Annotated in this window: 18 protein-coding genes; 14 read left to right on the plus strand and 4 right to left on the minus strand. The window is 60.9% G+C overall.

Features of this window, described 5'->3' with window-relative positions; all coding sequences use genetic code 11:
• The gene (locus TM1040_RS06085) at positions 1–933 is read right to left on the minus strand and encodes a LysR family transcriptional regulator (RefSeq protein ID WP_011537702.1); all 933 of its coding nucleotides are present in this window, start codon (positions 931–933) and stop codon (positions 1–3) included.
• Between the two features lie 102 nt (positions 934–1,035).
• Between TM1040_RS06085 and TM1040_RS06090 the strand changes: the two genes are divergently transcribed.
• The 10 genes from TM1040_RS06090 (at position 1,036) to TM1040_RS06135 (ending at position 15,312) form a co-directional block, all read left to right on the plus strand.
• Complete coding sequence (locus tag TM1040_RS06090; protein ID WP_011537703.1) at positions 1,036–2,283, plus strand: NAD(P)/FAD-dependent oxidoreductase; 1,248 nt, start codon at positions 1,036–1,038, stop codon at positions 2,281–2,283.
• A gap of 39 nt (positions 2,284–2,322) precedes the next feature.
• On the plus strand, positions 2,323–3,300 hold the full coding sequence (locus TM1040_RS06095) for a TRAP transporter substrate-binding protein (protein WP_011537704.1): 978 nt from the start codon (positions 2,323–2,325) through the stop codon (positions 3,298–3,300).
• A 113-nt stretch (positions 3,301–3,413) separates the two neighbouring features.
• Complete coding sequence (locus TM1040_RS06100) at positions 3,414–4,127, plus strand: TRAP transporter small permease (protein WP_044026654.1); 714 nt, start codon at positions 3,414–3,416, stop codon at positions 4,125–4,127.
• Positions 4,124–5,422: a TRAP transporter large permease gene (locus TM1040_RS06105; RefSeq protein ID WP_011537706.1), complete on the plus strand. Its 1,299-nt coding sequence runs from the start codon at positions 4,124–4,126 to the stop codon at positions 5,420–5,422. Before TM1040_RS06100 ends, TM1040_RS06105 begins: the two co-directional genes overlap by 4 nt.
• Before the next feature lie 423 nt (positions 5,423–5,845).
• Entirely contained in the window at positions 5,846–8,629 is a 2,784-nt protein-coding gene (locus TM1040_RS06110) for a methyl-accepting chemotaxis protein (protein WP_011537707.1), read from the plus strand.
• Positions 8,630–8,809: 180 nt separating this feature from the next.
• Complete coding sequence (locus TM1040_RS06115) at positions 8,810–10,900, plus strand: 3-hydroxyacyl-CoA dehydrogenase NAD-binding domain-containing protein (protein ID WP_011537708.1); 2,091 nt, start codon at positions 8,810–8,812, stop codon at positions 10,898–10,900.
• 21 nt (positions 10,901–10,921) lie between these two features.
• Positions 10,922–12,100, plus strand: a complete 1,179-nt coding sequence (locus TM1040_RS06120; RefSeq protein ID WP_011537709.1) for an acetyl-CoA C-acyltransferase — start codon at positions 10,922–10,924, stop codon at positions 12,098–12,100.
• Positions 12,101–12,291: 191 nt separating this feature from the next.
• Positions 12,292–13,086: an IclR family transcriptional regulator gene (locus TM1040_RS06125; protein WP_044027000.1), complete on the plus strand. Its 795-nt coding sequence runs from the start codon at positions 12,292–12,294 to the stop codon at positions 13,084–13,086.
• Positions 13,087–13,418: 332 nt separating this feature from the next.
• On the plus strand, positions 13,419–14,381 hold the full coding sequence (locus tag TM1040_RS06130) for an ROK family protein (protein ID WP_011537711.1): 963 nt from the start codon (positions 13,419–13,421) through the stop codon (positions 14,379–14,381).
• 136 nt (positions 14,382–14,517) lie between these two features.
• The gene (locus TM1040_RS06135; RefSeq protein WP_011537712.1) at positions 14,518–15,312 is read left to right on the plus strand and encodes an ORF6N domain-containing protein; all 795 of its coding nucleotides are present in this window, start codon (positions 14,518–14,520) and stop codon (positions 15,310–15,312) included.
• An 80-nt stretch (positions 15,313–15,392) separates the two neighbouring features.
• Here TM1040_RS06135 and TM1040_RS06140 read toward each other — a convergent pair whose 3' ends face one another.
• The 3 genes from TM1040_RS06140 to TM1040_RS06150 form a co-directional block, all read right to left on the minus strand.
• Positions 15,393–16,085, minus strand: a complete 693-nt coding sequence (locus TM1040_RS06140) for a FadR/GntR family transcriptional regulator (protein ID WP_011537713.1) — start codon at positions 16,083–16,085, stop codon at positions 15,393–15,395.
• Positions 16,076–16,912: a sulfite exporter TauE/SafE family protein gene (locus TM1040_RS06145; protein WP_011537714.1), complete on the minus strand. Its 837-nt coding sequence runs from the start codon at positions 16,910–16,912 to the stop codon at positions 16,076–16,078. Before TM1040_RS06145 ends, TM1040_RS06140 begins: the two co-directional genes overlap by 10 nt.
• Before the next feature lie 128 nt (positions 16,913–17,040).
• Entirely contained in the window at positions 17,041–18,237 is a 1,197-nt protein-coding gene (locus TM1040_RS06150) for an ROK family transcriptional regulator (protein ID WP_044026655.1), read from the minus strand.
• Positions 18,238–18,432: 195 nt separating this feature from the next.
• Between TM1040_RS06150 and TM1040_RS06155 the strand changes: the two genes are divergently transcribed.
• From TM1040_RS06155 to TM1040_RS06170, 4 genes are all read left to right on the plus strand, one after another.
• On the plus strand, positions 18,433–19,449 hold the full coding sequence (locus TM1040_RS06155) for a sugar ABC transporter substrate-binding protein (RefSeq protein WP_011537716.1): 1,017 nt from the start codon (positions 18,433–18,435) through the stop codon (positions 19,447–19,449).
• A 190-nt stretch (positions 19,450–19,639) separates the two neighbouring features.
• A complete protein-coding gene (locus TM1040_RS06160) occupies positions 19,640–20,701 on the plus strand; it encodes an ABC transporter permease (RefSeq protein ID WP_044026656.1) in 1,062 nt (353 codons plus the stop codon).
• Positions 20,701–21,477 (plus strand): ATP-binding cassette domain-containing protein, encoded by a 777-nt coding sequence (locus TM1040_RS06165; RefSeq protein ID WP_044027002.1) that lies wholly within the window; start codon positions 20,701–20,703, stop codon positions 21,475–21,477. Before TM1040_RS06160 ends, TM1040_RS06165 begins: the two co-directional genes overlap by 1 nt.
• Positions 21,474–22,097: a nucleoside triphosphate hydrolase gene (locus TM1040_RS06170; protein ID WP_011537719.1), complete on the plus strand. Its 624-nt coding sequence runs from the start codon at positions 21,474–21,476 to the stop codon at positions 22,095–22,097. Before TM1040_RS06165 ends, TM1040_RS06170 begins: the two co-directional genes overlap by 4 nt.
• The last annotated feature ends 27 nt before the right edge of the window (positions 22,098–22,124 follow it).

Here is a 22,124-nt window from a genome sequence, read left to right on the forward strand (position 1 = left end):
CTATCTCCGTTTTCGTTCTGCGGGCACCAAGGGCCGCCCCTCTACCGAATAGTGCTGCAATTCACCAAGGAGGAGGTCAAGAAACTCCTTGCCCAATTGTGACATGGGACGCGATTTTGAGGTGATCACGCACATATCCATGCGAATTGTCGGGCGAAACGGGCGCGTGATGACATCACCCTGCATGTCATAGTCGAACATGAACCGATCAAGGAGCGCCACGCCCATGCCTTCTTGCACGAAGCTCAGAAGGTTCTTGAACAGATGCGAATGCACGCGGGTGCGCAATGGCACGCCTGCGTCCTGAAAGGCTTCGCGCAGACGCCGGTGGGTCATGTGGTCCTGCCCCATCACAATAAAGGGCTCGCCTGCCAGCAGCTCCGGGGTGAGCACCTCATGACGGGCCAGTGGGTTGTCCTTGTGGAGCGCTAGCATGGTTTCCACATAGAGTGGGTAAACCGTGAGCGTGTCGTAAAGGAGCGGCATCTCGCAGACGCCGATCTCAAACAGCCCGTTCCAGACCCATTCCTGCACCTTGCTGGAATATTGTGATTGAAAGGAGATGTTGAGCTCGGGCCGATCTGAGGCAAAGCGTGCGATCAACCGGGGCATAAAGCCAAAGGACATCGCGTGCTGGGAGGCGATCTGCAGCTGTCCGAGCTTGCGCGTCTTGAGATCCACCATGGTCTGCGTGACCTTGCTCATCCCGCGCATCACTGTGTCGACCTCGGCAAAGAGAAGCTCTGCTTCGGGGGTAGGCAGGAGCCGCCCGTGAAGCCGCTCGAACAAAGCCATCCCGGCCTGATCCTCAAGTTGAGACAACAGGTTGGAGACGCCGGGCTGCGAAATCCCCAAGAGCCCCGCCGCACCCGTCACGGTGCCGGTCTCCACGATGGCGTGAAAGGCCTGAAGCTGGCGAAAGCGGAGTTTCATGACGGGTACATAAGTTTTGATGATGCTCTCATGATCAAATAGTATTTGAAATGATGATCTATTGTCGACAGTCTCGCAGGGAACAAGGTTTGGGGACGTGAGATGGCAACTCAGCATATTGTTGTGGTTGGTGCAGGCATCATGGGGGCCGCGAGCGCCATCTGGCTGCGCCGGGCGGGGCTGGAGGTGACGCTGGTGGACAAGGGGCGGCCCGGCATGGGGGCCTCTTATGGCAATGCCTGTATTCTGGCGCGTTGCGCGATGGTTCCTGTGACGACACCGGGGCTGATCGCGAAGGGGCCAAAGTATCTGTTGGACCCGAACTTTCCGCTCTATCTGCGGTGGTCCTATTTGCCCCGTCTGTTGCCCTGGCTTGGGCGCTATCTGAAACACGCAAATGATCAGGACACCCGGCGTATCTCGCAAGGGCTCGCGGGGATTGTGGGCGACAGTGTCGAGCAGCACAAAGCGCTCACCGAAGGGATGCCTGCGGCCAAATGGATCCAGGACAGCGATTACAACTTTGTCTACCGCGACCGCGCGGCCTTTGAGGCGGAGTCTTATGTGTGGTCGCTTAGGCGCGAGGCAGGGTTTGAGCCCGAGATCATTGAAGGCGATGACGTCCACGCGCGCGAGCCGATCCTGTCGCGGGACATGCGGCTTTTGGCGGTCAACAAGGACCACGGCTATATCCTCAACCCCGGCAACTATGTGCAGGATCTGGTGCGCCAGCTCGAGGAGATGGGCGGGCGGTTTGTTCAGGCCGAAGTGAAGGATTTTGACCTCATGGGAGGGCAGATCACCGCGGTGGACACCGATCAGGGGCGCATCGCCTGTGATCGGGCGGTGCTCTCGGCGGGGGTCTGGTCGGCGGCGCTTATGAAGCGGCTCGGGCTCGACGTGCCGCTGGAGGCAGAGCGCGGCTATCATATCGTCTTCAAGGACCCAAGCCAGCTGCCAACCGCGCCGATGATGCTGACCGAAGGCAAATTCGTGGCCACGCCGATGGATCAGGGGCTGCGCTGTGCGGGCATCGTGGAGTTTGGCGGGCTGAGCGATGTGAAGTCCAAGAAGCCGCTTGAGATGCTGCGCCGCACCGTCGCGCGCACATTCCCGAACCTCAGTCACTCTGCCGAGGAAGAATGGCTGGGCTTTCGCCCCGCCCCTTCAGACAGCCTGCCGCTTATTGGTGAAGTGCGCGGCAGCGGTGTCTTTACCGCTTTTGGGCACCATCACATTGGGTTGACAGGCGGGCCCAAGACAGGCCGACTGGTCGCGGATATGATCACGGGCAACTGGCCCAATGCCGATACCAGCGCCTTTGATCCAATGCGCTTTGCAACGCAATAACAAGAAACGAAAAAACGAACCAACACGGGAGACAAATCAATGACCAAAATGACGCTCAAGACCACTGTTGCCGGCGCTGCGCTGGTGCTTGCAGCCGGGGTGGCTCAGGCCGAGAAATGGGACATGCCGATGGCTTATGCGGCCTCGAACTACCACTCCGAGATGGGTGTGGTCTTTGCCGACAAGGTGCGCGATTACACCGGCGGAGAGATCGACATCACCGTGCATCCGGGTGGTTCGCTCTTCAAGGGCGGCGAGATCAAGCGCGCGGTGCAGACCGGACAGGCCCCGATTGGCGAACGTTTCATGTCGGCCCACGCCAATGAAGAGCCTCTCCTGGGTTGGGACAACCTGCCGTTTCTTGCCACCACCTATGCCGAGAACGACAAGCTCTGGTCTGTGGCCAAGGACAAGGTGAACGCGGCGCTTGCGGATCAGAACCTGGTCACGCTCTACACCTGCCCATGGCCGGGTCAGGGGTTCTACTTCAACAAGGAAGTGACCTCCTCTGAGGACACGCAAGGGGTGAAGTTCCGCTCCTATAACACCGCCACCGCGACTTTTGCCGAAGAGCTCGGCATGATCCCGGTGCAGGTGGAAGCCGCCGAATTGAGCCAGGCGCTTGCAACAGGCGTGGCCGAGGCATTCATTTCCTCCGGCTCCACTGGCTATGACCGCAAGGTCTGGGAACAGCTGAGCCACTACTACAAAGTGAACGCCTGGCTACCACGCAACTACGTGATGGTGAACAAGCAGGTCTGGGACGGGCTGAGTGCCGAAACCCAGGGCGCCATCCAGAAAGCCGCGGATGAGACCGGCGCTGCCTGCGCTGCGAAATCCGAAGAGCTGGCCAACTGGTACTTCGAACAGCTCGAGGCCAATGGCATGACCGTGGCCGACGCAGGCCCGGAGTTCCTTGCGGAGTTGCAGGCGATTGGCGCCAAGATGACAGACGACTGGCTGGCATCGGCGGGCGAGGACGGTCAGGCGATCGTGGACGCTTTTAAGGCCAACTGAACCGTATTGCCGCCTTGGCCTTCGGGGCGAAGGCGGCAGCTGTCTGAGATCCGTCTCAGCGGGCGCGAGGGGCAGACCCTCGCGCAGCCGCTCCCTCATTCAAAGGACTTGTTATGCGAGACTGGCAACCTGTTCTGGGCCTGCCTCTGTGGGTATGGCTTTTTGTTGTGCCAAGCGGCCTGATGCTGTTGTGCCTGTTTAAACCCGAGCCGATGCGGCGGGTGTTGCGGCCTTGGTGGGCGTTTCTTGACCGGATCTACAATGGAGCAGGTGTGGTCGCGGCGGTGTTCATGGTGACGATCCTTCTGCTGATCGTCGGACAGATGATCGCGCGCTGGGCGTCGCTGACCTTTCCCGGCTCTACCGAATACGCGGGCTATGCCATGGCGGCCACGTCCTTTTTTGCGCTGGCCTACACGCTTACACATGGCGGCCATATCCGGGTGTCGATCTTTCTCAATATCGGCGGGCGCCATCATTTCTGGCTGGATGCGGGGGCAATGCTGATTTCGGCGCTCACCGCCACGTATTTCGCCCGCTACGCTATCAAGACAAACCTGTTGTCGCATATGCTCAACGACCGCACGCAAGGGCAGGATTACGCGCCTGAATGGCTGCTGACCCTTGTGTCGATGTTTGGCACATGGCCGTGGAACTGGGGGCAGCTTTGGGCCGAAAGCGGGTCTGGCTGGGTCTACACTCCCGTCTGGCTACCGCAGCTGCCGATGTCGATCGGCACCGTTCTGTTGGCGATCGCGCTTTGGGATTACCTATCTCGGATGCTGGTCACAGGCGCGCCACAGATCAAAGGGGAGGCTCTGGAATGAGCGAGATCTACACCACAGTCATTTTCCTCTTTGTGCTGTTTGCGCTTCTGGGCGGGTCGGTCTGGATCGGTCTCGCGCTGATGGGCGTGGCCTGGGTCGGGATGGAGCTTTTCACCACCCGTCCGGCAGGGGATGCGATGATCACAACCATCTGGAGCGGCGCGTCGAGCTGGACGCTTACGGCCCTGCCGCTCTTTATCTGGATGGGCGAAATCCTGTATCGGACCCGATTATCGGAGGACATGTTCCGGGGACTTGCACCATGGATGCGGTTCCTGCCGGGGGGGCTTTTGCACACCAATATTGCCGGTTGCACAATCTTTGCTGCGGTCTCGGGGTCATCTGCGGCGACGCTCAACATGGTTGGCAAGATGTCGATCCCGGAACTGCGCGCGCGCGGCTATCCCGAGTATATGATCATTGGCACACTTGCGGGCGCGGCAACTCTCGGCCTGATGATCCCGCCGTCGCTGACTCTGATCGTCTATGGCGTGACCATAAATGAGAGCATCACCAAGCTGTTCATGGCGGGGGTATTTCCGGGTCTCGTGCTTGCCGGGCTCTTTATGCTCTATATCGTGGGCTGGCACTTCTTTGGCCCGGGCGAACGCCCAAAGCCGGAACCCCGTCTGACATTCGGTGAGCGGATTGCCGAAAGCCGGTTCCTGCTTCCGCTCTTCGGGCTCGTCTTTGTGGTGATTGGCTCCATGTATATGGGTTTTGCCACCGCAACCGAGGCGGCGGCCGTGGGGGTTCTGGGTGCTCTTGGGCTGTCCTTGATGCAAGGGAGTCTCAGCTGGGGAACCTTTGTCGAGAGCCTGATGGGCGCGACGCGTACCTCGGCGATGATCGCCTTTATCCTGATGGGGGCTGCATTCCTGTCGCTGTCGATGGGCTTTACGGGTCTGCCGCGGGCGCTGGCAGGCATGATCGAGAGCTACAACCTGTCGCCCATTGCGCTCATTGCGGTGCTGACGGTGTTCTACCTGATCCTCGGCATGTTCATGGATGGGCTGTCCTCGGTGGTTCTGACCATGGCCATTGTGGAGCCGATGATCCGGCAGGCCGGGATTGATGTGATCTGGTTTGGTATCTTCCTCGTGGTGGTCATCGAGACCGCACAAGTAACGCCACCGATCGGCTTCAATCTCTTTGTGCTGCAGGGCATGACCCGGCACGAGATCTCCTACATCGCCAAAACCGCTGTGCCGATGGTCGCGCTGATGCTGTTGATGGTGGTGATCCTGGTGGTCTGGCCGGAGCTCGCAACCTGGTTGCCAAACAACATCCGTTGATCCGTAAAAACGCCAAAGGCCCTTCTGCGTGAAGGGCCTTTGTGCGCAGCGCTGTGCTGTCTTGCGGGCGCTGATCTTTCAAAATTTAGCGAAATCTTTGGCATTTATATGCGTGGATTTCGCCTTTTCACCTTGATTTGCGGGGTGAAACTGATCTTGGCCGACCGGCATTTCACCAAAAATTAAATGCCCCTCCCGAAAACTTCTCTCTGTATGAAACCGGAGAGTATGATGTGGTCTAGCTGCCAAAACGACCCTGTCGAACGTGTCCTTGTGACCCTGTTGAGCGCGCCAGTAGAGCTGTGCGCCCCGCCCAGAATGTGCCGCGCTCCGGTCATTTGGCGGTGCGAGATCGCTTGACCTACGCTGCCGCCTCCTCCGCGCTCTTGCGCTGCCCTGACTCAACCCCACGCAGAGGACACTATGCCTAAGCTGAAGACTTCCTCATCCATCAAACGTCCTGGTTTTGGTGTGTTCCGTAGTATCCGTGCCAAGATGAGCCTGATCCTATTTGTCATGGGGGCGTCGTTTTGCGTCTTCGCCTACATGATCCACACGGTTCTGTCGGGCATCGACCGGGACATGACCACGCTCAATTCAAAGGATCTCCCGGGGCTGGAACTGGCGGGGGAGATTTCTCTGGCTTCTGAACAAGCCAAGAACACCATGTTGTCGCTGATTTCCGCCACCGAGGTTTCCGTGATCGACACGGCCTCGCGCGAAGCTGAGGCCGCCGCAGAGCATATGATGCAGTTGATCGGCCAGCTTGATGCGGAGATGCAGCCCGTGTTCGAAGCGCAGGCGACTCAGGTTGCGGGGGCGCTCTCGGATCTGGCTGATGCGCGGCGCGATGCGCTCAATAGCGAGGCGCAGATCGAAGCGGAAATCGAGGCTTTCAACATCATCGTCAATGACCTTGGGGAGCTGATGACGGGGCTGGTGCAGGCGGCATCGGTGGAGTTGAACCGTGGCGCGGCGAATACCTATGACGCCATCGACAAATCCCTGAAGCTCTTGGTCGAGCGCGATTTTCACAACTTGGAGCTGCTCCTCGAAGCGCGGGCCGAACTGAACCTTCTGGCGGGGGCTGCCGTGGCCTTTGGGGGTACCAAGGACAAGGAAACGATTGCGAGGCTGCAAGCGCTCGCTGACAGTTCTGATGCCCGCCTGCAGGAGATTTCCGAGGAGATTGAGGCGAACGCGCCCGAAATGCTGGATGTTTCGCTCATCCACAGCGCCCTCTTTACGCTGCAATCCGTGATTGCGCAGAGCCTGTTTCCGTCCGAGTCCCTGCGCCAAGCCGCAATGAAATCCCGCGCCGACACGGATCGGTTTATCGTCATGGCGATTGATGCGCAGCTGTTGAAGCTCTCCGCCTCTGCGGCGCGCACCAGCAAGGAAAACGGTGACACGCTGCGTGAGCTGATGACCAATGAAGTGGGCTTTCTCAATGTCCTGATGGAGATCAGCCAGCATCTGAACAGTTTTCAGGTTGCGGCGCTTGATGTGTTGACCGCCTCGGATGAACAGCAGGTGAAGGACGCGGCATTCTCGCTCTCGCAGGCGAGCCGCAATCTGGCGAATTACACCGATTTTCAGGACCCGCTTGTTGTCGAGCTTCTCAGCCGTGTGGCCGCCTTTGCCGAAGAGGAAGCCGGGCTTGCCGCCCTGCGCATGAATGAGCTTTCAGCGCGCGCCGCCGCCCAGGAGGCCACGCAGAAAACCGAGGCAACGGTGCTGGAAATTGCGGACCGTGCCTCTGAGTTTGCCGCCCAGACTCTTGGCGTCATCCGCACCATGTCCAGTGACATCTCGGGCGAAGTGGCAACGGCCAGCCGCAACATGGTGATTTCTCTGGCGATGGCTGCGGGCGTTTTCCTGACGGCCTTGCTGGTGACCCAGCTTCTGATCCTGCGTCCGTTGAACCGGATCAGTGCGAGCACGGAACGGCTTGCGGAGGGGGATCGCAGCCCTGTCACCGGGTTTGAACGCACCAGTACAGAGATTTACCGGATCGCGCGCTCGCTGTCGGTGTTTCGCGATGGGATCGTCGAAAAAGAAGAGCTCGAAGAGATGGCGGCCGCCGAACGGCAGGAGCGCGAACGGGTGCAGGCCAAGGCGGTCGAGGCGCTGGGCACGGGGCTGGAGCGCCTCTCCAGCGGGGATCTGACCGGCCACATCCACGAAGAACTCGGCGAGGGCTATGACCGGCTGCGGCTTGACTTCAACCGCACGCTCGACACCTTGAATGACACTGTCGGCCAGGTGATCGACACCTCTGCCTCCATTCGCAACGGCGCCTCGGAAATCAGCCAGGCCTCGCAGGACCTGTCGCATCGCACCGAAAGCCAGGCCGCGACGCTCGAAGAGACCGCCGCCGCATTGGATGAGATGACGGCCAGCGTGACCTCTGCCGCGGAAGGCGCGCGCGATGTGGAACGCACCTCGAACGAGGCGCGCAGCGAGGCCGAAGCCAGTGGCGATATCGTGCGCAGCGCGGTTTCGGCGATGACCGAGATCGAACAGAGTTCGGGCAAGATCGCGCAGATCATCTCGGTGATTGACGATATCGCCTTTCAGACCAACCTCTTGGCGCTCAATGCCGGTGTCGAGGCGGCCCGGGCCGGGGAGGCGGGGCGTGGCTTTGCGGTTGTGGCCTCCGAGGTGCGTGGCCTTGCGCAGCGCTCTTCGGATGCGGCGCTGGAAATCAAGAACCTGATCAGCGACAGCTCGAAACAGGTGGAGCGTGGTGTTGATCTTGTGGGCAAGGCCGGGGAGGCGCTGGACAACATCCTGAACCGCGTGAGTCATGTCTCTGAGCTGATTTCCGGGATCGCCACCGGTGCGCAGGAGCAATCCACGGGGCTCTTGGAAATCAACACGGGTATGAACCAGCTGGATCAGGTGACCCAGCAAAACGCTGCCATGGTCGAGGAGGCCACTGCGGCGAGCCAGCTCCTGAACACGGATGCGGAGACGCTTGCGGATCTGGTGGCCCGGTTCCAGACGGCAAATACGGCGCGGACCCCTGCCGCGGGCGCTGGGGATGTGGGCGAGGACGCCGGATCAGAGGCGCTTGCCCCCACAAGCTGGGGCGATGCACAGGACATCGAGTGGGAGGCCACCGAGGTCGAAGAGCCCTTTGTCCCGGAGCAGACAGACTGGTCCGACTTTGATGGCGACGACACTCAGGCAACCGGGACGTAATACTCCGGCCCAATCTGAACACGAAGCACCCCGGCAGGCCCACTGTGCCCGCCGGGGTCTTTTTATGCCTCGAGTAACATTCCGCTATGAGGTACATAATTCCGCATGTTGAAATTACTAGCGAGGCGCGGTAGGTGATACGTTGAATCACAGTCGCTGCCGTGCAAGGAGGAGCCGTCCGTGTCAGACCCCGTGCTTTTGGAAATTACCGATGACATCGCGGTCATCGCCATCGCAAATCCCCCCGTAAACGCCCTGAGCCATTCCGTACGGCAGGGTTTGGACGCGGCCTTTGACGAGATTGCCCGCCGCGATGACGTCAAGGCGGCGGTGATCTATGGAACCGATCGCACCTTTATTGCCGGGGCGGACATCCGGGAATTTGGCAAACCTCCGCAAGAGCCGTTCCTTCCTGATCTGATAAACCGCATCGAGGCCTGTGCGGTCCCGGTTGTGGCCGCGCTGCATGGAACCGCACTTGGCGGCGGGTTGGAGGTCGCGCTTGGCGCGCATTACCGTATCGCGGTACCCTCGGCGCGTTTTGGTCTCCCAGAGGTGACGCTGGGCATCCTGCCCGGGGCCGGTGGCACCCAGCGTCTGCCACGGTTGGCAGGGGTGGAATTTGCGCTGGAGGCGATCACCTCGGGACGTCAGATCGGCGCCGAAGAAGCGCTCGCGGCGGGTGTCATTGACCGGATCAGCGACACGGCAGATATCCGCGAAATGGGCCTGTCCTATGCGCGAGAACTGATAGCATCGGGCGCGCAGCCGCGCCGCACCAGCGACATCGCCCCGGAGCCCGTCTCTCCGGATGTGTTCGAGCAGGCGCGGGCAAAACTTGCCAAGAAAGCCCGTGGCCAGCTGGCCCCTCAGAACTGTGTCAAAGCAGTCGAAGGCGCACTCTCATTGCCGTTTGCCGAGGGACTCGCCAATGAGCGTGCCTTGTTTCAGGAGCTGATGGAGAGCGACCAGCGCGCGGCCTTGATTCATGCGTTTTTTGCCGAGCGACAGGTGGCAAAAGTGCCCGAAATCAATGGGGTAGAGCCGCGCGCGATCTCTCGGATCGGTGTGATCGGCGGCGGTACCATGGGCGCGGGGATCGCGGTCTCGGCGTTGTTGGCGGGACTTCAGGTCACGTTGATCGAACGCGACGCCGAGGCGGTATCGCGTGCAGAAACCAATGTTGCCAAGATCCTGCAGGGCTCGGTCAAACGCGGCAAGCTCACTCAAGAGAAATTCGACGCCATCATGCGCGAGGCCTTCGAGGCCAGCGCGGAATACGCCACGCTCGCGACGGCTGATGTGGTGATCGAGGCGGTGTTTGAGAGCATGGAGGTCAAAAAAGAGGTCTTCACCAAGCTGGATGCGATCTGCAAGCCGGGCGCGGTTCTGGCCTCCAACACTTCCTATCTCGATGTGAATGAAATTGCCGCGATGACGACGCGGCCTCAGGATGTGATCGGGCTGCATTTCTTCTCGCCCGCGCATGTGATGCGGCTGTTGGAGATCGTCGTGGCGGATGAAACCGCGCCCGACGTGACCGCAACCGGGTTTGCCCTTGCGAAACGGCTGAAAAAAGTTGCGGTGCGCGCAGGCGTCTGTGACGGCTTTATCGGCAACCGGATTCTGAGCCATTACCGCAAGGCCGGAGATGGCGCGGTTCTCGCCGGGGCGAGCCCCTTTGAGGTAGACCGCGCCCTGGTGAACTTTGGCCTTGCCATGGGGCCCTACGCGGTGAGCGATCTTGCAGGGCTGGATATCGGCTGGGCCACGCGCAAGCGGCTTGCGCCGACGCGGGACCCGCGAGAGGTCTATGCCGAATTTGTCGACCGGTTGTGCGAAGCGGGGCATTTGGGGCGCAAAACCGGCAAGGGCTTTTACGTCTATGATGACGGCGGGCAGACGCCCAACGCAGAGGTGCTCGACCATATTGCCGAGGAACGTGCAGCCAAGGGCATTGCCGCACGCGAAATCCCCGAACAGGAAATCGTGGATCGCTATATGGCGGCGATGATCAACGAAGCGGCCCGCGTCGTTGAGGAGGGTATCGCGCTGCGTCCGCTGGACGTCGATGTGACGTTGCTCAACGGCTATGGGTTCCCCCGCTGGCGTGGTGGTCCAATGCAATATGCCGACACCGTGGGGCTGGAAAAAGTTCTCGCCGACATCGAGCGTTTTGCGCAGGAGGATGACTTCCTCTGGCAGCCTGCACCGCTTTTGAAACGATTGGTGGCAGAGGGAAAGACCTTTGCCGATCTCAATAACGCCTGATCGCCCAGAGAGGAAAAGACTATGAAACAAGCAGTTATTGTCTCAACGGCCCGGACCGGCCTCGCCAAATCCTATCGCGGGGCGTTCAACGACACCCATGGCGCGCAGATGGCAGGGCATGCCATCGAACATGCCGTTGCCCGCTCCAAAGTGGATCCGGCGCTGATTGAGGACGCATTTATCGGCTGTGGCTACCCCGAGGGCTGGACCGGCGGCAATATCGCCCGCCAAGCCGTTGTCCGCGCAGGACTGCCCGTGACGGTGGCGGCAGCGACGGTGAACCGGTTCTGCTCCTCGGGTCTTCAGGCGCTGGCGATGGCGAGCCATGCAGTCACCATGGAGGGCGCCTCTGCCGCAATTGCGGGCGGGGTCGAAAGCATCAGCCAGATGCCCCCCTCGCGTCCGGCGCAGCGCCGCGACGCCTGGATCGAGGCCAACAAACCCGATGTCTACATGACCATGATTGAGACGGCGGACGTGGTGGCCAAGCGCTACGGCGTAAGCCGAGAGGCACAAGACGAACTCGCGCTTCAAAGCCAGATGCGGACTGCTGCTGCGCAGGCTGCGGGCAAATTCGACGATGAGATTGTTCCGATTACCGTCACCCAGAAACTCACCGACAAGGAAACCAAGGAAGTCTCTTACAAAGAGGTGGCCTTTGCGATGGATGACTGCAATCGCCCGGGCACGACGCTCGAAGGGCTGGCGGGACTGAAGCCGGTACGAGGTGAAGAACACTTTGTAACCGCGGGGAATGCCTCGCAATTGTCTGATGGTGCTGCCGCGCTGGTGGTAATGGATGCTGATCTTGCTGCAAAGCAAGGGCTGGAGCCCCTGGGTGCGCTCAAGGGGTTTGTGACCGCCGGCTGCGAGCCCGATGAGATGGGGATTGGCCCTGTCTTTGCGGTGCCGCGCCTGCTGGAGCGTCATGGTCTGAAGGTCTCCGACATCGATCTGTGGGAGCTCAACGAAGCCTTTGCCTCACAGGCGCTCTACTGCCGGGATCGGCTCGAGATTGATCCGGAGATCTGCAACGTGAACGGCGGGTCGATTTCCATTGGCCACCCCTTTGGCATGACAGGCGCACGGATGAGCGGGCACCTCTTGTTGGAAGGCAAACGGCGCGGCGCAAAGCTCGGCGTTGTCACCATGTGCATTGGCGGCGGTCAGGGCGCTGCGGGGCTGTTCGAGATCTTCTGACGCGGGAACGCCCCGCGGAACATCAGCCACGACGTCCAAGTCCGGGCGTCGTGGTCCCAAAGTGCAAATGCCCCAGAAAACAACTGTGAGACTATGGCAAAGGCGTTGAGGCAGCAGCAAAACTCTCTTTTCTTGACGCGAGAGAACTTTGTATGATGGTGCCTCCCGGTGACGGTAAAGGACGAAAAATGATGCGTGATCTTGAGCAGGATCGCCGATACGCCAACACTCTGGCGCGTGGGCTGAAGATATTGCGCGCGTTTCGTCCGTCCGACAACGGCTTGGGCAATCTCGAAATCTCTGAGCGCACCGGTATTCCGCGCTCCACCGTCTCCCGGTTGACGTTCACGCTCTGTGCCTTGGGCTATCTCACGCATGGGCGTCACTTTGACAAATACCGGCTTGGGCCTGCGGCGCTCGCGCTTGGCAATATCGCGTCTGCAGCGTTTGGGTTTGTGACGGTGGCCGCACCGATCATGCAGGAGCTTGCCAACAAGGTGAATGCCCTCGTCGGAGTTGCGATTCAGGACGATGGCACCATGCTGATCGTAAAAACCTGGCGGCCCGAGGGGTCGGGAGCGATCTGGCTCGATGTGGGCTATCGCATGCCGGTTCTGACCTCTTCATCGGGTGTGGCCTACCTTGGGGCGTTGACGCAGGAGGAGCGTGAAAAGCTCGAGGCGCTTTTGCCCGAGGAGGGGGCCGAGATCTGCGAAGAGGTCTGGCAGCACCAGAGCGCGCAGCTGCGGCGTGTGGGCTATGCCTGTGTGGCAGAGGATATGCGCTATTCTCGCGCGATCCATGCGGTCGCAACCCCGTTTCGCCCCTCCGAAATCGGCGAACCGGTGTCGATCTTCTGCGGGGCCAATGTGGATGATCTGAGCACCGAACAGATGCATGTCGAGGTCGGCCCCGAGCTTGTGAAGGCGGTCAACAGGCTGAAGCTGCTCACGGGGCACGCGGTTTCGGCCGTAGCGTCGGCCTGAGATTGACGTGCTTTCTGTTCTGTCGGGGTCACTGATTTCTGAGCGGATGCACCTTCAGGGCGCCTGCGCCTTGGTGGGAGCGTGGCCAGCGACACGATCAGCCGCTGTTTGAGGGCGATGTTTTTTGCGGAATTTGTTTGCGCTAACACTTGCGTCTGGAGCGCTCTTGGGCGACAGTCGCGCGGGTTTTGGCCAACGATCAGCAAAGCGGTCGCGAAATGACCGCTGGGGCTTGACCCGCGCGCGCTGAGCCTGTTTGACCCATGGCAACTGACAACCTGAGCATCGGCTTTGCCCGCGCCTGTTTGGTGTGGCGAACTGGAGGGGCTAAGATGTGGAATCTGATCGCTGACGTCGGCGGAACAAACATGCGGCTGGCGGCCGTGAATGCGGAGGGGGAGATCCTCGAGCAAGCCCGGTATGACAGCAAGGGCACGCAGAACCTTGAAGAGGCCTGTGCAGATTTTGCAGCCCATCGCGGCAGCGCGCCTGGCCGTGCCGTCATTGCGGCGGCAGGTGTGGTGCGGGGCGGCTCCGTTCAGTTGACCAACGCCAACCAGAGTTTTTCCGAACGCGGGATTGCCGTAGCCCTGCAAACCGAGCGGGTCAAAGTTCTGAATGACTTTGAAGCCGCTGCCTGGTCACTGGCTTCGGTGAGTGCGGGGGATGTGACCGTGCTGCAGGGGCAGGCGGTGTTTCCCAAGGAACCCTGTCTGATCATCGGCCCGGGCACCGGGCTTGGCGTGGGGGCCCTGATTTGGGCCAATGGCGAACCCTGCGTTGTCCCCGGCGAAGGGGGGCATGTTGCCATCGGCCCGCGCACGGCCGATGAGGTCGCGATCTTTGAGGCGTTGCGCGAGGAATGGCCCGAGATCGGCATGGGGCCGGGGCTTGCGGTAGAGGCCGAAGGCATCCTCTCGGGCACAGGGTTGCCTTACTTTTACCGCGCGGTTGCGCGCAGCATGGAGCTGACCGCGCCGCTCACGACTGGGGCGGAGATTTTTCAGTCCGCGCAGGCCCGGCTCGACACCGCAGCGGTGCGTGCGGTGTCGCTCTTTGCGCAGTATCTCGCCGGAGTCGCGGGGGATCTCGGTCTCGTCTTCGCGGCCAAAGGGGGCGTGTTCGTCACCGGGGGCGTTGCCGCCGCAAACCCGTGGATCTTTGATGCGGCCTTTGTGGAGGCGTTCAACGCGGGTGGGCGCCACACCGCGTGGCGCGAAGAGCTGCCGCTGCATCTCTATCATCAGCCCAATTTCGGCCTGATCGGCGCGCGCAATTATCTGCGCGCCCGCTGAGATCGATGCGCCGTATTTGAGCCGCATCATCCAGCGCGCCCTGGCGTGTGTCCGGCCAGTCTCATCTTGATATTCCAACACAGAAGGCCAAGCATTGCAGTCATTCTTTTGACCGAAGCGGAGTTTCAAAACCTCTATGACGGATAGCACATTGCCTTCGCCGCAGATTTTTACCTTTCGCGGTCAGCCGGTGATCCGGGATGGCGAACTTGCAGAGCTGTTTTCCTACACAACCGGGAACCTCAACAAGCTGGTGAACAATAATGCCGACCGCTTTGGAGAGGATTTTGCCTTTCGGCTGACTGACGAAGAGTTTGCCGAGTTGAAATTCCAACTTGGAATATCAAAAACGCATGGAGGACTGCGCCATCCTCCGATGATGTATACCGAGCATGGTGCGGTGATGGCGGCGACGCTGATGCGATCGCCACGCGCAGCAGAGGCCTCGCGGTTTGTGGTCCGCAGCTTTGTGGCTGCGCGGCGTGGTCTGATGGCGAAGGCGCAGGGGCAGAACCTGCCACTATCGCTTCCAGTCAATGATCTGGTGCCCATCGCCGGGCGCGAGCGTAGCGGTCTCGTCGGAAAGCTGGATGCTGCTCTGGGGCGGGTGCTCGATGCCATTGCCGATCCGGTGCAGGAAACAACGGTGCGCGATGAGGCGCGCCAGATCGCGCTTGAGGGGCTGTCGGCGATCAAGGCGCATTTGAAAAAGCAGGACATCGCCAATGAAAAGACATTGGCCGAGGTGCAGAAGCTTTTGAAGGAGGCCGAGGCGATTGATGCCGAGATCTCGGCCCGCCACATTGAGAACAATCATCGCCAGATGGCATATCTTGCCAAGCAGTTGCGGATCGTTATTGAAGTGCAGCGTTATCTGGATCAGGGCGATGTGGACACGCTGTTAGCTGTGTTAAAGGACCTCGGCACCTGATGCCGGGTCGTCCTGCGGAGCGCCTGCGGCGCGCAGGCTGAGGCGCTGGCGCGCCCGTTGGGCTGGCGGTGCGGGCCGTGCTAACTCTCACCGGACGCCGCATCGCCGCGGCGGAGTGCTCCGGAGACTTGCTGCAAATGCTGGCGCATGGCGGCGCGGGCGTCTTCGGCGGATCCGGCGCAGATGGACTGCGCTATGTCGCGGTGCAGCGCCGGGAGGCGCGCGATGTCGTCGCCCGTGAGCGCTGCGCGCCGCGTGCGTTGCCAGTCGCCTGCACGTCGCAGGGTGCGAATTTCTTCAAAGAGTGACAGGAACAGCGGGTTTCCAGCCATCTCGGCAATCTTGTAGTGAAAGAGATCATCCGCGTGTTCGTAGCGCTCAATATCGTCCGCCGCGAGGCTGTGTTCCATAAGTTGAAGCAGGCGTGCCTTATCCTTTGCGCTGCCGCGCCGGGCGGCATGGGCAGCGAGCGCCGGTTCGAGATCGAGACGGACCTCCATCAGATCGCGCGGCGTGACGCGTTTGGCAAGCGTGCTCAGGCGCTCCGCAGCCTGCACGGGAGGTGGCTGCAAAAACGTACCCTGTCCGTGACGGCGAAAGATCAGCCCATCTCGCGCCATCGCGTCCAGGATCCCACGCAACTGGGTGCGAGAGATCGAGAGCTGCGCCGCGAGGATCCGTTCGGGTGGCAGGCGGCCATCGGGTGACGCGCCCGCATTGAGGATGGCTTCGCGCAGTGCTTGCTCCGGAGGGTTGGGGTGGCTCAGAGCCACCCCATTTGCTCCGCGAGATCGGCAAACATGCGCAGGGAGGTCGCCATCAAAAAGACCCCAAACGAGAGTTTGAGTGCACGGCGGGGGATCGAGTGGGCCAGTTTCACGCCCACCCGGGCAAATGTGGTCGAGAGCGGAATGATTACCGCCGCCAGCAGAAGGTTCACGTAGCCCAGCGAGAGCGGCGGCAACCCTTCGGCGCCAAATCCGGTGGCCATATAGATCACTGCACCGGGCAGGCCAATGATGAACCCGATGGCAGCCGAGGTGCCGACCGCCTTGCGAATGTCATATCCCAGAAAGCTCAGGGTTGGGACGCAGACCGTGCCGCCGCCGATGCCCATCATGGCCGAGACTGATCCGGCAAATACGCCGAGTGCAGCCCAGACCGGTTTGGAGAAGGAGCGGGGCTCTGGGGAGTCGTTGGGTTTGCGCAGCATCAGGTCCAGGGCTACCGCCATCGCGATGGTCGCAAAGACCACCAGAAGGACGATGCCTGACACTAGCCCGCCCAAGACGCCGCCGATCACCACGCCGCCAAGGATGGAGGGTGCCCAGAGCTTGAGGAGCGCCATGTCGATTGCGCCCTTCTTGTAGTGGCCATAGCCCGACGACAGCGCGGTGAACACGATTGTCGCAAGCGATGTGCCCACGGCGACCTGCATCGTCAGGGCAGGGTCCATGCCGGTGAGGCCAAGCGCAAAATAGAGCGCGGGCACGATGACAATGCCGCCTCCGACCCCCAAGAGCCCAGCAAGTATGCCCCCGGCGACGCCTGCACCTGCGGCCACGCCCAGCAAGGGCAAGAGCGTTTGAAATTCGAGCATATCTGTCCTGTCCCTCTCCGGGTGTTGATGGGAATACCAATTTGAAATTGGTTTAAGCGCTGCGCAACTCGCGCGTCAAGCCCCACAACGGATGGCACGGTCCGGCGCTTGCGTGTGGTTCGCGGGTGTCAGCTTGTGGCAGTGAAACCGGCGTGAGTATCAAGGAGATACTGCGCAATCAGGGGTTTGGCGGCCGCTCCAAGGGCCGAGGCATGCGGGCCGATCTGGCCCTCCTGGACGTCGGGTAGGATCAGGCCGCGGGCATCCAGCTTGGGGAGCTCTTCGCGAATGCGATCGACCAGGCGTTGGCGGATGGACCTTGGCAGTACCCCATCTACCACAACAGCCTGAAAATCAATGACCGCGCAGGTGGTCAGCGCTGCACGCGCCAGGGCGCAGGCGGTTTCTTCGAGCCATTGATCCACCTGCGGGGCAAAGGCACTCCAATCCTGCGGTTGCTCCCAGAGCGCGCGTGGATCAATATCGGCCTCATTCAGAAGCCGCTCGAGCTCGCGGATGGACGCGCTGTCGAGCAGGCGGCAATTGCTGCCATCAGCCCGTTGCGAGGGCAGGGGCCCTAGAGCCCCCGCATTGCCCATGCCGCCTTCATAGACGGAGTGATTGAGCACCACGCCACCGCCAATGAAGGCCGCGATGAAGAAATAGATGCTGTCGCGCCAACGGCTGCTGGCGCCGAACATATGCTCGGCTCGGCATGCTGCGGTGGCATCATTGATGACAAAGACCCGCAGGGGGCTGAAGCGGGCAATTTCGATCGTCGGATCCAGCGCGCGCCATGCGGTGAGGCTGGACTTTGGGGCGCCGACTTGTGCATGCCAGCGCCAGAGATCAAAGGGGGTCGCAACGCCGATGCCGCAGATCCGCGCCTGTTGCTCGGCACTCAGATCGGCGCTGATGTCTTCTATGCCGGTTTTGATAAACTCAAATACATCGTCAGGTTGCGGATAGGCGTATCGCAGTTGCCGCTCGGCGCGCAGCCCGCCTCGAAAGTCTGTGAGCACCAAATCCGTACTGCGCCGGCCAATCTTGACACCAAAGGAAAACAGGCCCTCGGGATTGATGCCCATCGGGACCGAAGGCTTGCCCACGCGGCCTTTCTGGCTCTCGCCGCGCAGTACCAGACCGTCCTGTTCGAGCTTGCGCAGGATCACCGAGACGGTCTGGGACGACAGCCCGGTGCGCCGTGCCATTTCACTGCCGGGTAGGGCGCCACCTTGGTGCAAGAGCGTGAGCAACAGGCGTTCATTGTAAGCACGAAGCTCACTCTGGCTTGCGCCGGTGGAGTAGGGGCGTGGATCTGGCATGACTGGTCTATGCGCTCCTCCTGCATTTGAGGCAAGAGCCTGCATGGGTCGCTTTAATAAATCAACTTTATTTATTTATTGACAGAGATGCGGAATCACGGCTTTGATGCAGGCATCGACCGCAACAGCCCCACGGAGGAAGAGGGCTGAGCGACGCAAACTGACTGAGTAGAATGTTGTTTCTGGGAGGAGACCATGAAGAAACTACTGCTGACCACCATTGCCGGTGTGGGCTTGCTGGCGGGTGCTGCGCAAGCGGATGAAAAGGTGACGGCCTGCCTGATCACCAAAACGGATACCAACCCGTTCTTTGTCAAAATGAAAGAAGGGGCGACCGCCAAGGCCGAGGAACTGGGCATGGAGCTCAAGGCGTTTGCGGGCAAGATCGACGGGGACCATGAAACCCAGGTGGCCGCGATTGAGACCTGCATTGCAGACGGCGCCAAGGGTATCCTGCTCACCGCGTCTGATACGTCTTCGATTGTACCCGCTGTTCAGCAGGCGCGCGATGCGGGCCTCGTGGTGATCGCACTCGATACACCTCTCAACCCGATTGATGCGGCTGATGCGACCTTTGCCACCGACAACTTCCTTGCCGGCGAGCTGATTGGCCAGTGGGCGGCGGCGGCCCTTGGGGATGACGCGGCCAATGCCAAGATTGGCATGCTCGATCTGGCCGTGAGCCAGCCCACCGTCGGCGTGCTGCGCGATCAGGGCTTCTTGCAGGGCTTTGGCATCGACATCGGGGACCCCAACAAATGGGGTGACGAGACCGACCCGCGGATCGTCGGCAATGACGTCACGGCGGGCAATGAGGAAGGTGGCCGCAAGGCGATGGAGAATCTTCTCGCCAAAGATCCAATGATCAACGTGGTTTACACCATCAACGAGCCTGCCGCTGCCGGGGCCTATGAGGCGCTGAAGTCCATCGGTCGGGAAAACGATGTGCTCATCGTCTCCGTCGATGGCGGCTGCCCTGGCGTGCAGAACGTCAAGGATGGCGTGATCGGCGCCACCTCGCAGCAATACCCGCTGATGATGGCCTCGCTGGGCGTTGAGGCGATTAAGAAATGGGCCGAAGAAGGCGTGAAGCCGGAGCCTACTCCGGGCAAGGCGTTCTTTGACACCGGCGTTGCGCTGGTGACGGACCAGCCGGTTGACGGTGTTGAAAGCATCGACACCACAGAGGGCACCAACCTCTGCTGGGGCTGATTTGACCCAAAGGCGAGGCCCACGCGGCCTCGCCTGATCCGGAAATGACTGCCTTTACCTCGAGGCGAGGCGTCAAAGGGCGTTCTCAGCACTCAATTCAGTTGGGCGGCGCGCCTTCGCCGCCCCTTTGGCCCTATTACAACAATGATAAAAACAAACCCCGCCGTTGCGGGTGATTTGGAGGAGTATGATGTCAACCCCGCAGAGCTATGAAGCCGCGGTCGCCGGAAGCCCGGACAAGGTCGCCGAATTTGATCAGGGCCCGCAGAGTTTCATCCAGAAATTCCAGCACGCCCTGCATGTGACGCCTTCGCTCGTGCCGTTGATCGTGCTGGTGCTGTCCATCATCATATTCGGCCTCTTGTTGGGGTCAAAGTTCTTCTCTCCGTTTGCGCTCACGTTGATCCTGCAACAGGTTGGAATCGTGGGTATTGTCGCCTGTGCCCAATCGCTGGTGATCCTCACCGCGGGCATCGATCTTTCGGTGGGGGCCATCATGGTGCTCTCGTCGGTCGTGATGGGGCAGTTTACATTCCGCTATGGCCTGCCGCCAACCCTTGGGGTGGCCTGTGGGCTTTTGTGCGGCACGCTCTGCGGCTACATCAATGGCTGGCTCGTTGCGAAGATGAAACTGCCGCCGTTCATCGTGACGCTCGGCATGTGGCAGATCGTCCTGGCGTCGAATTTCCTCTATTCTGCCAATGAAACCATTCGCAGTCAGGTGATCGCCGAAGAGGCGCCCTTCCTGCAGTTCTTTGGCGAGAAATTCAAAGTGGGCGGTGCGGTCTTCACCTACGGTGTGATCTTCATGATCGTCTTGGTGCTGGTGCTTGCCTATGTGCTGCGTCACACCGCCTGGGGGCGACATGTCTATGCGGTTGGCGACGACAAGGACGCAGCCGAGCTGTCGGGGGTCAATACCGACAAGGTGCTGATTTCTGTCTATATGCTCTCGGGTCTTATTTGCGCCTTTGCGGGCTGGGCGTTGATCGGTCGCATCGGTTCGGTGTCTCCCACTTCGGGGCAGCTCTCCAATATCGAGTCCATCACCGCGGTGGTGATCGGGGGCATTTCTCTCTTTGGCGGGCGAGGCTCGGTGCTTGGCACGTTCTTTGGCGCGCTGATCGTGGGTGTCTTTACGCTTGGTCTTCGACTGCTCGGGGCAGATGCACAGTGGACCTATCTCCTCATCGGTGTGCTTATCATCGCCGCCGTGGCCGTGGACCAGTGGATCAGAAAGGTGTCGGTATGATGGAACCCATTCTCAAAGGCCGCAATCTCGTCAAACGCTACGGGAAGGTCACGGCGCTCGATCATTGTGACTTCGACCTGATGCCGGGGGAGATTCTCGCGGTGATCGGAGACAATGGCGCGGGCAAGTCCACGCTGATCAAGGCGCTCTCGGGCGCGGTGATCCCGGACGAGGGCACGGTGGAGCTGGAAGGCAAACCGGTGAATTTCCATTCGCCGATCGATGCGCGCGAGTCCGGGATCGAGACCGTCTATCAGACCCTCGCGATGTCGCCTGCGCTCTCGATTGCCGACAATATGTTCATGGGGCGCGAGCTGCGCAAACCCGGCTGGCGCGGGCAACTCCTGCGGCAACTGGACCGCAGCCGGATGGAGGAGATTGCCCGCCAAAAGCTCAATGATCTGGGGTTGATGACAATCCAGAACATCAATCAGGCGGTGGAAACCCTGTCGGGCGGCCAGCGCCAGGGCGTTGCTGTGGCGCGGGCGGCGGCCTTTGGATCGAAGGTGATCATCCTGGACGAGCCCACGGCCGCGCTTGGGGTGAAGGAAAGCCGCCGCGTGCTGGAGCTGATCCAAGACGTGAAGTCGCGGGGTATTCCGATCATCCTCATCAGCCACAATATGCCACATGTGTTTGAGGTCGCGGATCGTATCCATGTGCATCGTCTGGGGCGCAGGCTCTGTGTGATAGATCCCAAAGAGCACGAAATGGCCGATGCGGTGGCCTATATGACCGGCGCAAAGGAGCCTGATGCGGAGCTGTCGGCGGCATGACCCTCGCGGCGCTCTGCCAAGGCGTTCTGGAGCGGCTCGACCCTCGCCAGCCGGGACGACAGTTGGTGGCTCTCTCCGGGGCGCCCGGAAGCGGCAAGTCCACCCTGTCCAACCCGCTGGCCGCCGCTCTGAGCGCGCAGGGGCTCCCTGCTGAGGTGGTGCCGATGGATGGGTTTCACCTCGACAATCGCCTGTTGGAGCCACGCGGGCTGCTGCCTCGCAAAGGCGCACCAGAAACCTTTGATTTCGAGGGGTTCCAGCGCCTGTGCCATGCGTTGAAACACCAAGAGCGTGTGATCTACCCGCTCTTTGACCGGGCGCGCGACATTGCCATAGCGGGTGCGGCCGAGGTCGGGCCGGAATGTCGTGTGGCGATCATCGAAGGCAACTATCTGTTGTTTGACGCGCCGGGTTGGCGCGATCTGACTGCCATCTGGGACGTGTCGATCCGGCTTGAGGTTCCAATGGCGGATCTTGAGGCGCGGCTGGTGCAGCGTTGGCTGGATCACGGGCTGAATCATGACGCGGCGGTGGCGCGGGCGCAGGGCAATGACCTGGCAAATGCGCGCGCGATCGAGGCCGCGCGCCTGCCGGCGGACCTTACATGGCCGCAGGCCTGAGTTATGGACTTACAAAAGGAGTGCGGG

The sequence above is a fragment of the Ruegeria sp. TM1040 genome, from assembly GCF_000014065.1.
In the GTDB taxonomy this organism is placed as follows: domain Bacteria; phylum Pseudomonadota; class Alphaproteobacteria; order Rhodobacterales; family Rhodobacteraceae; genus Epibacterium.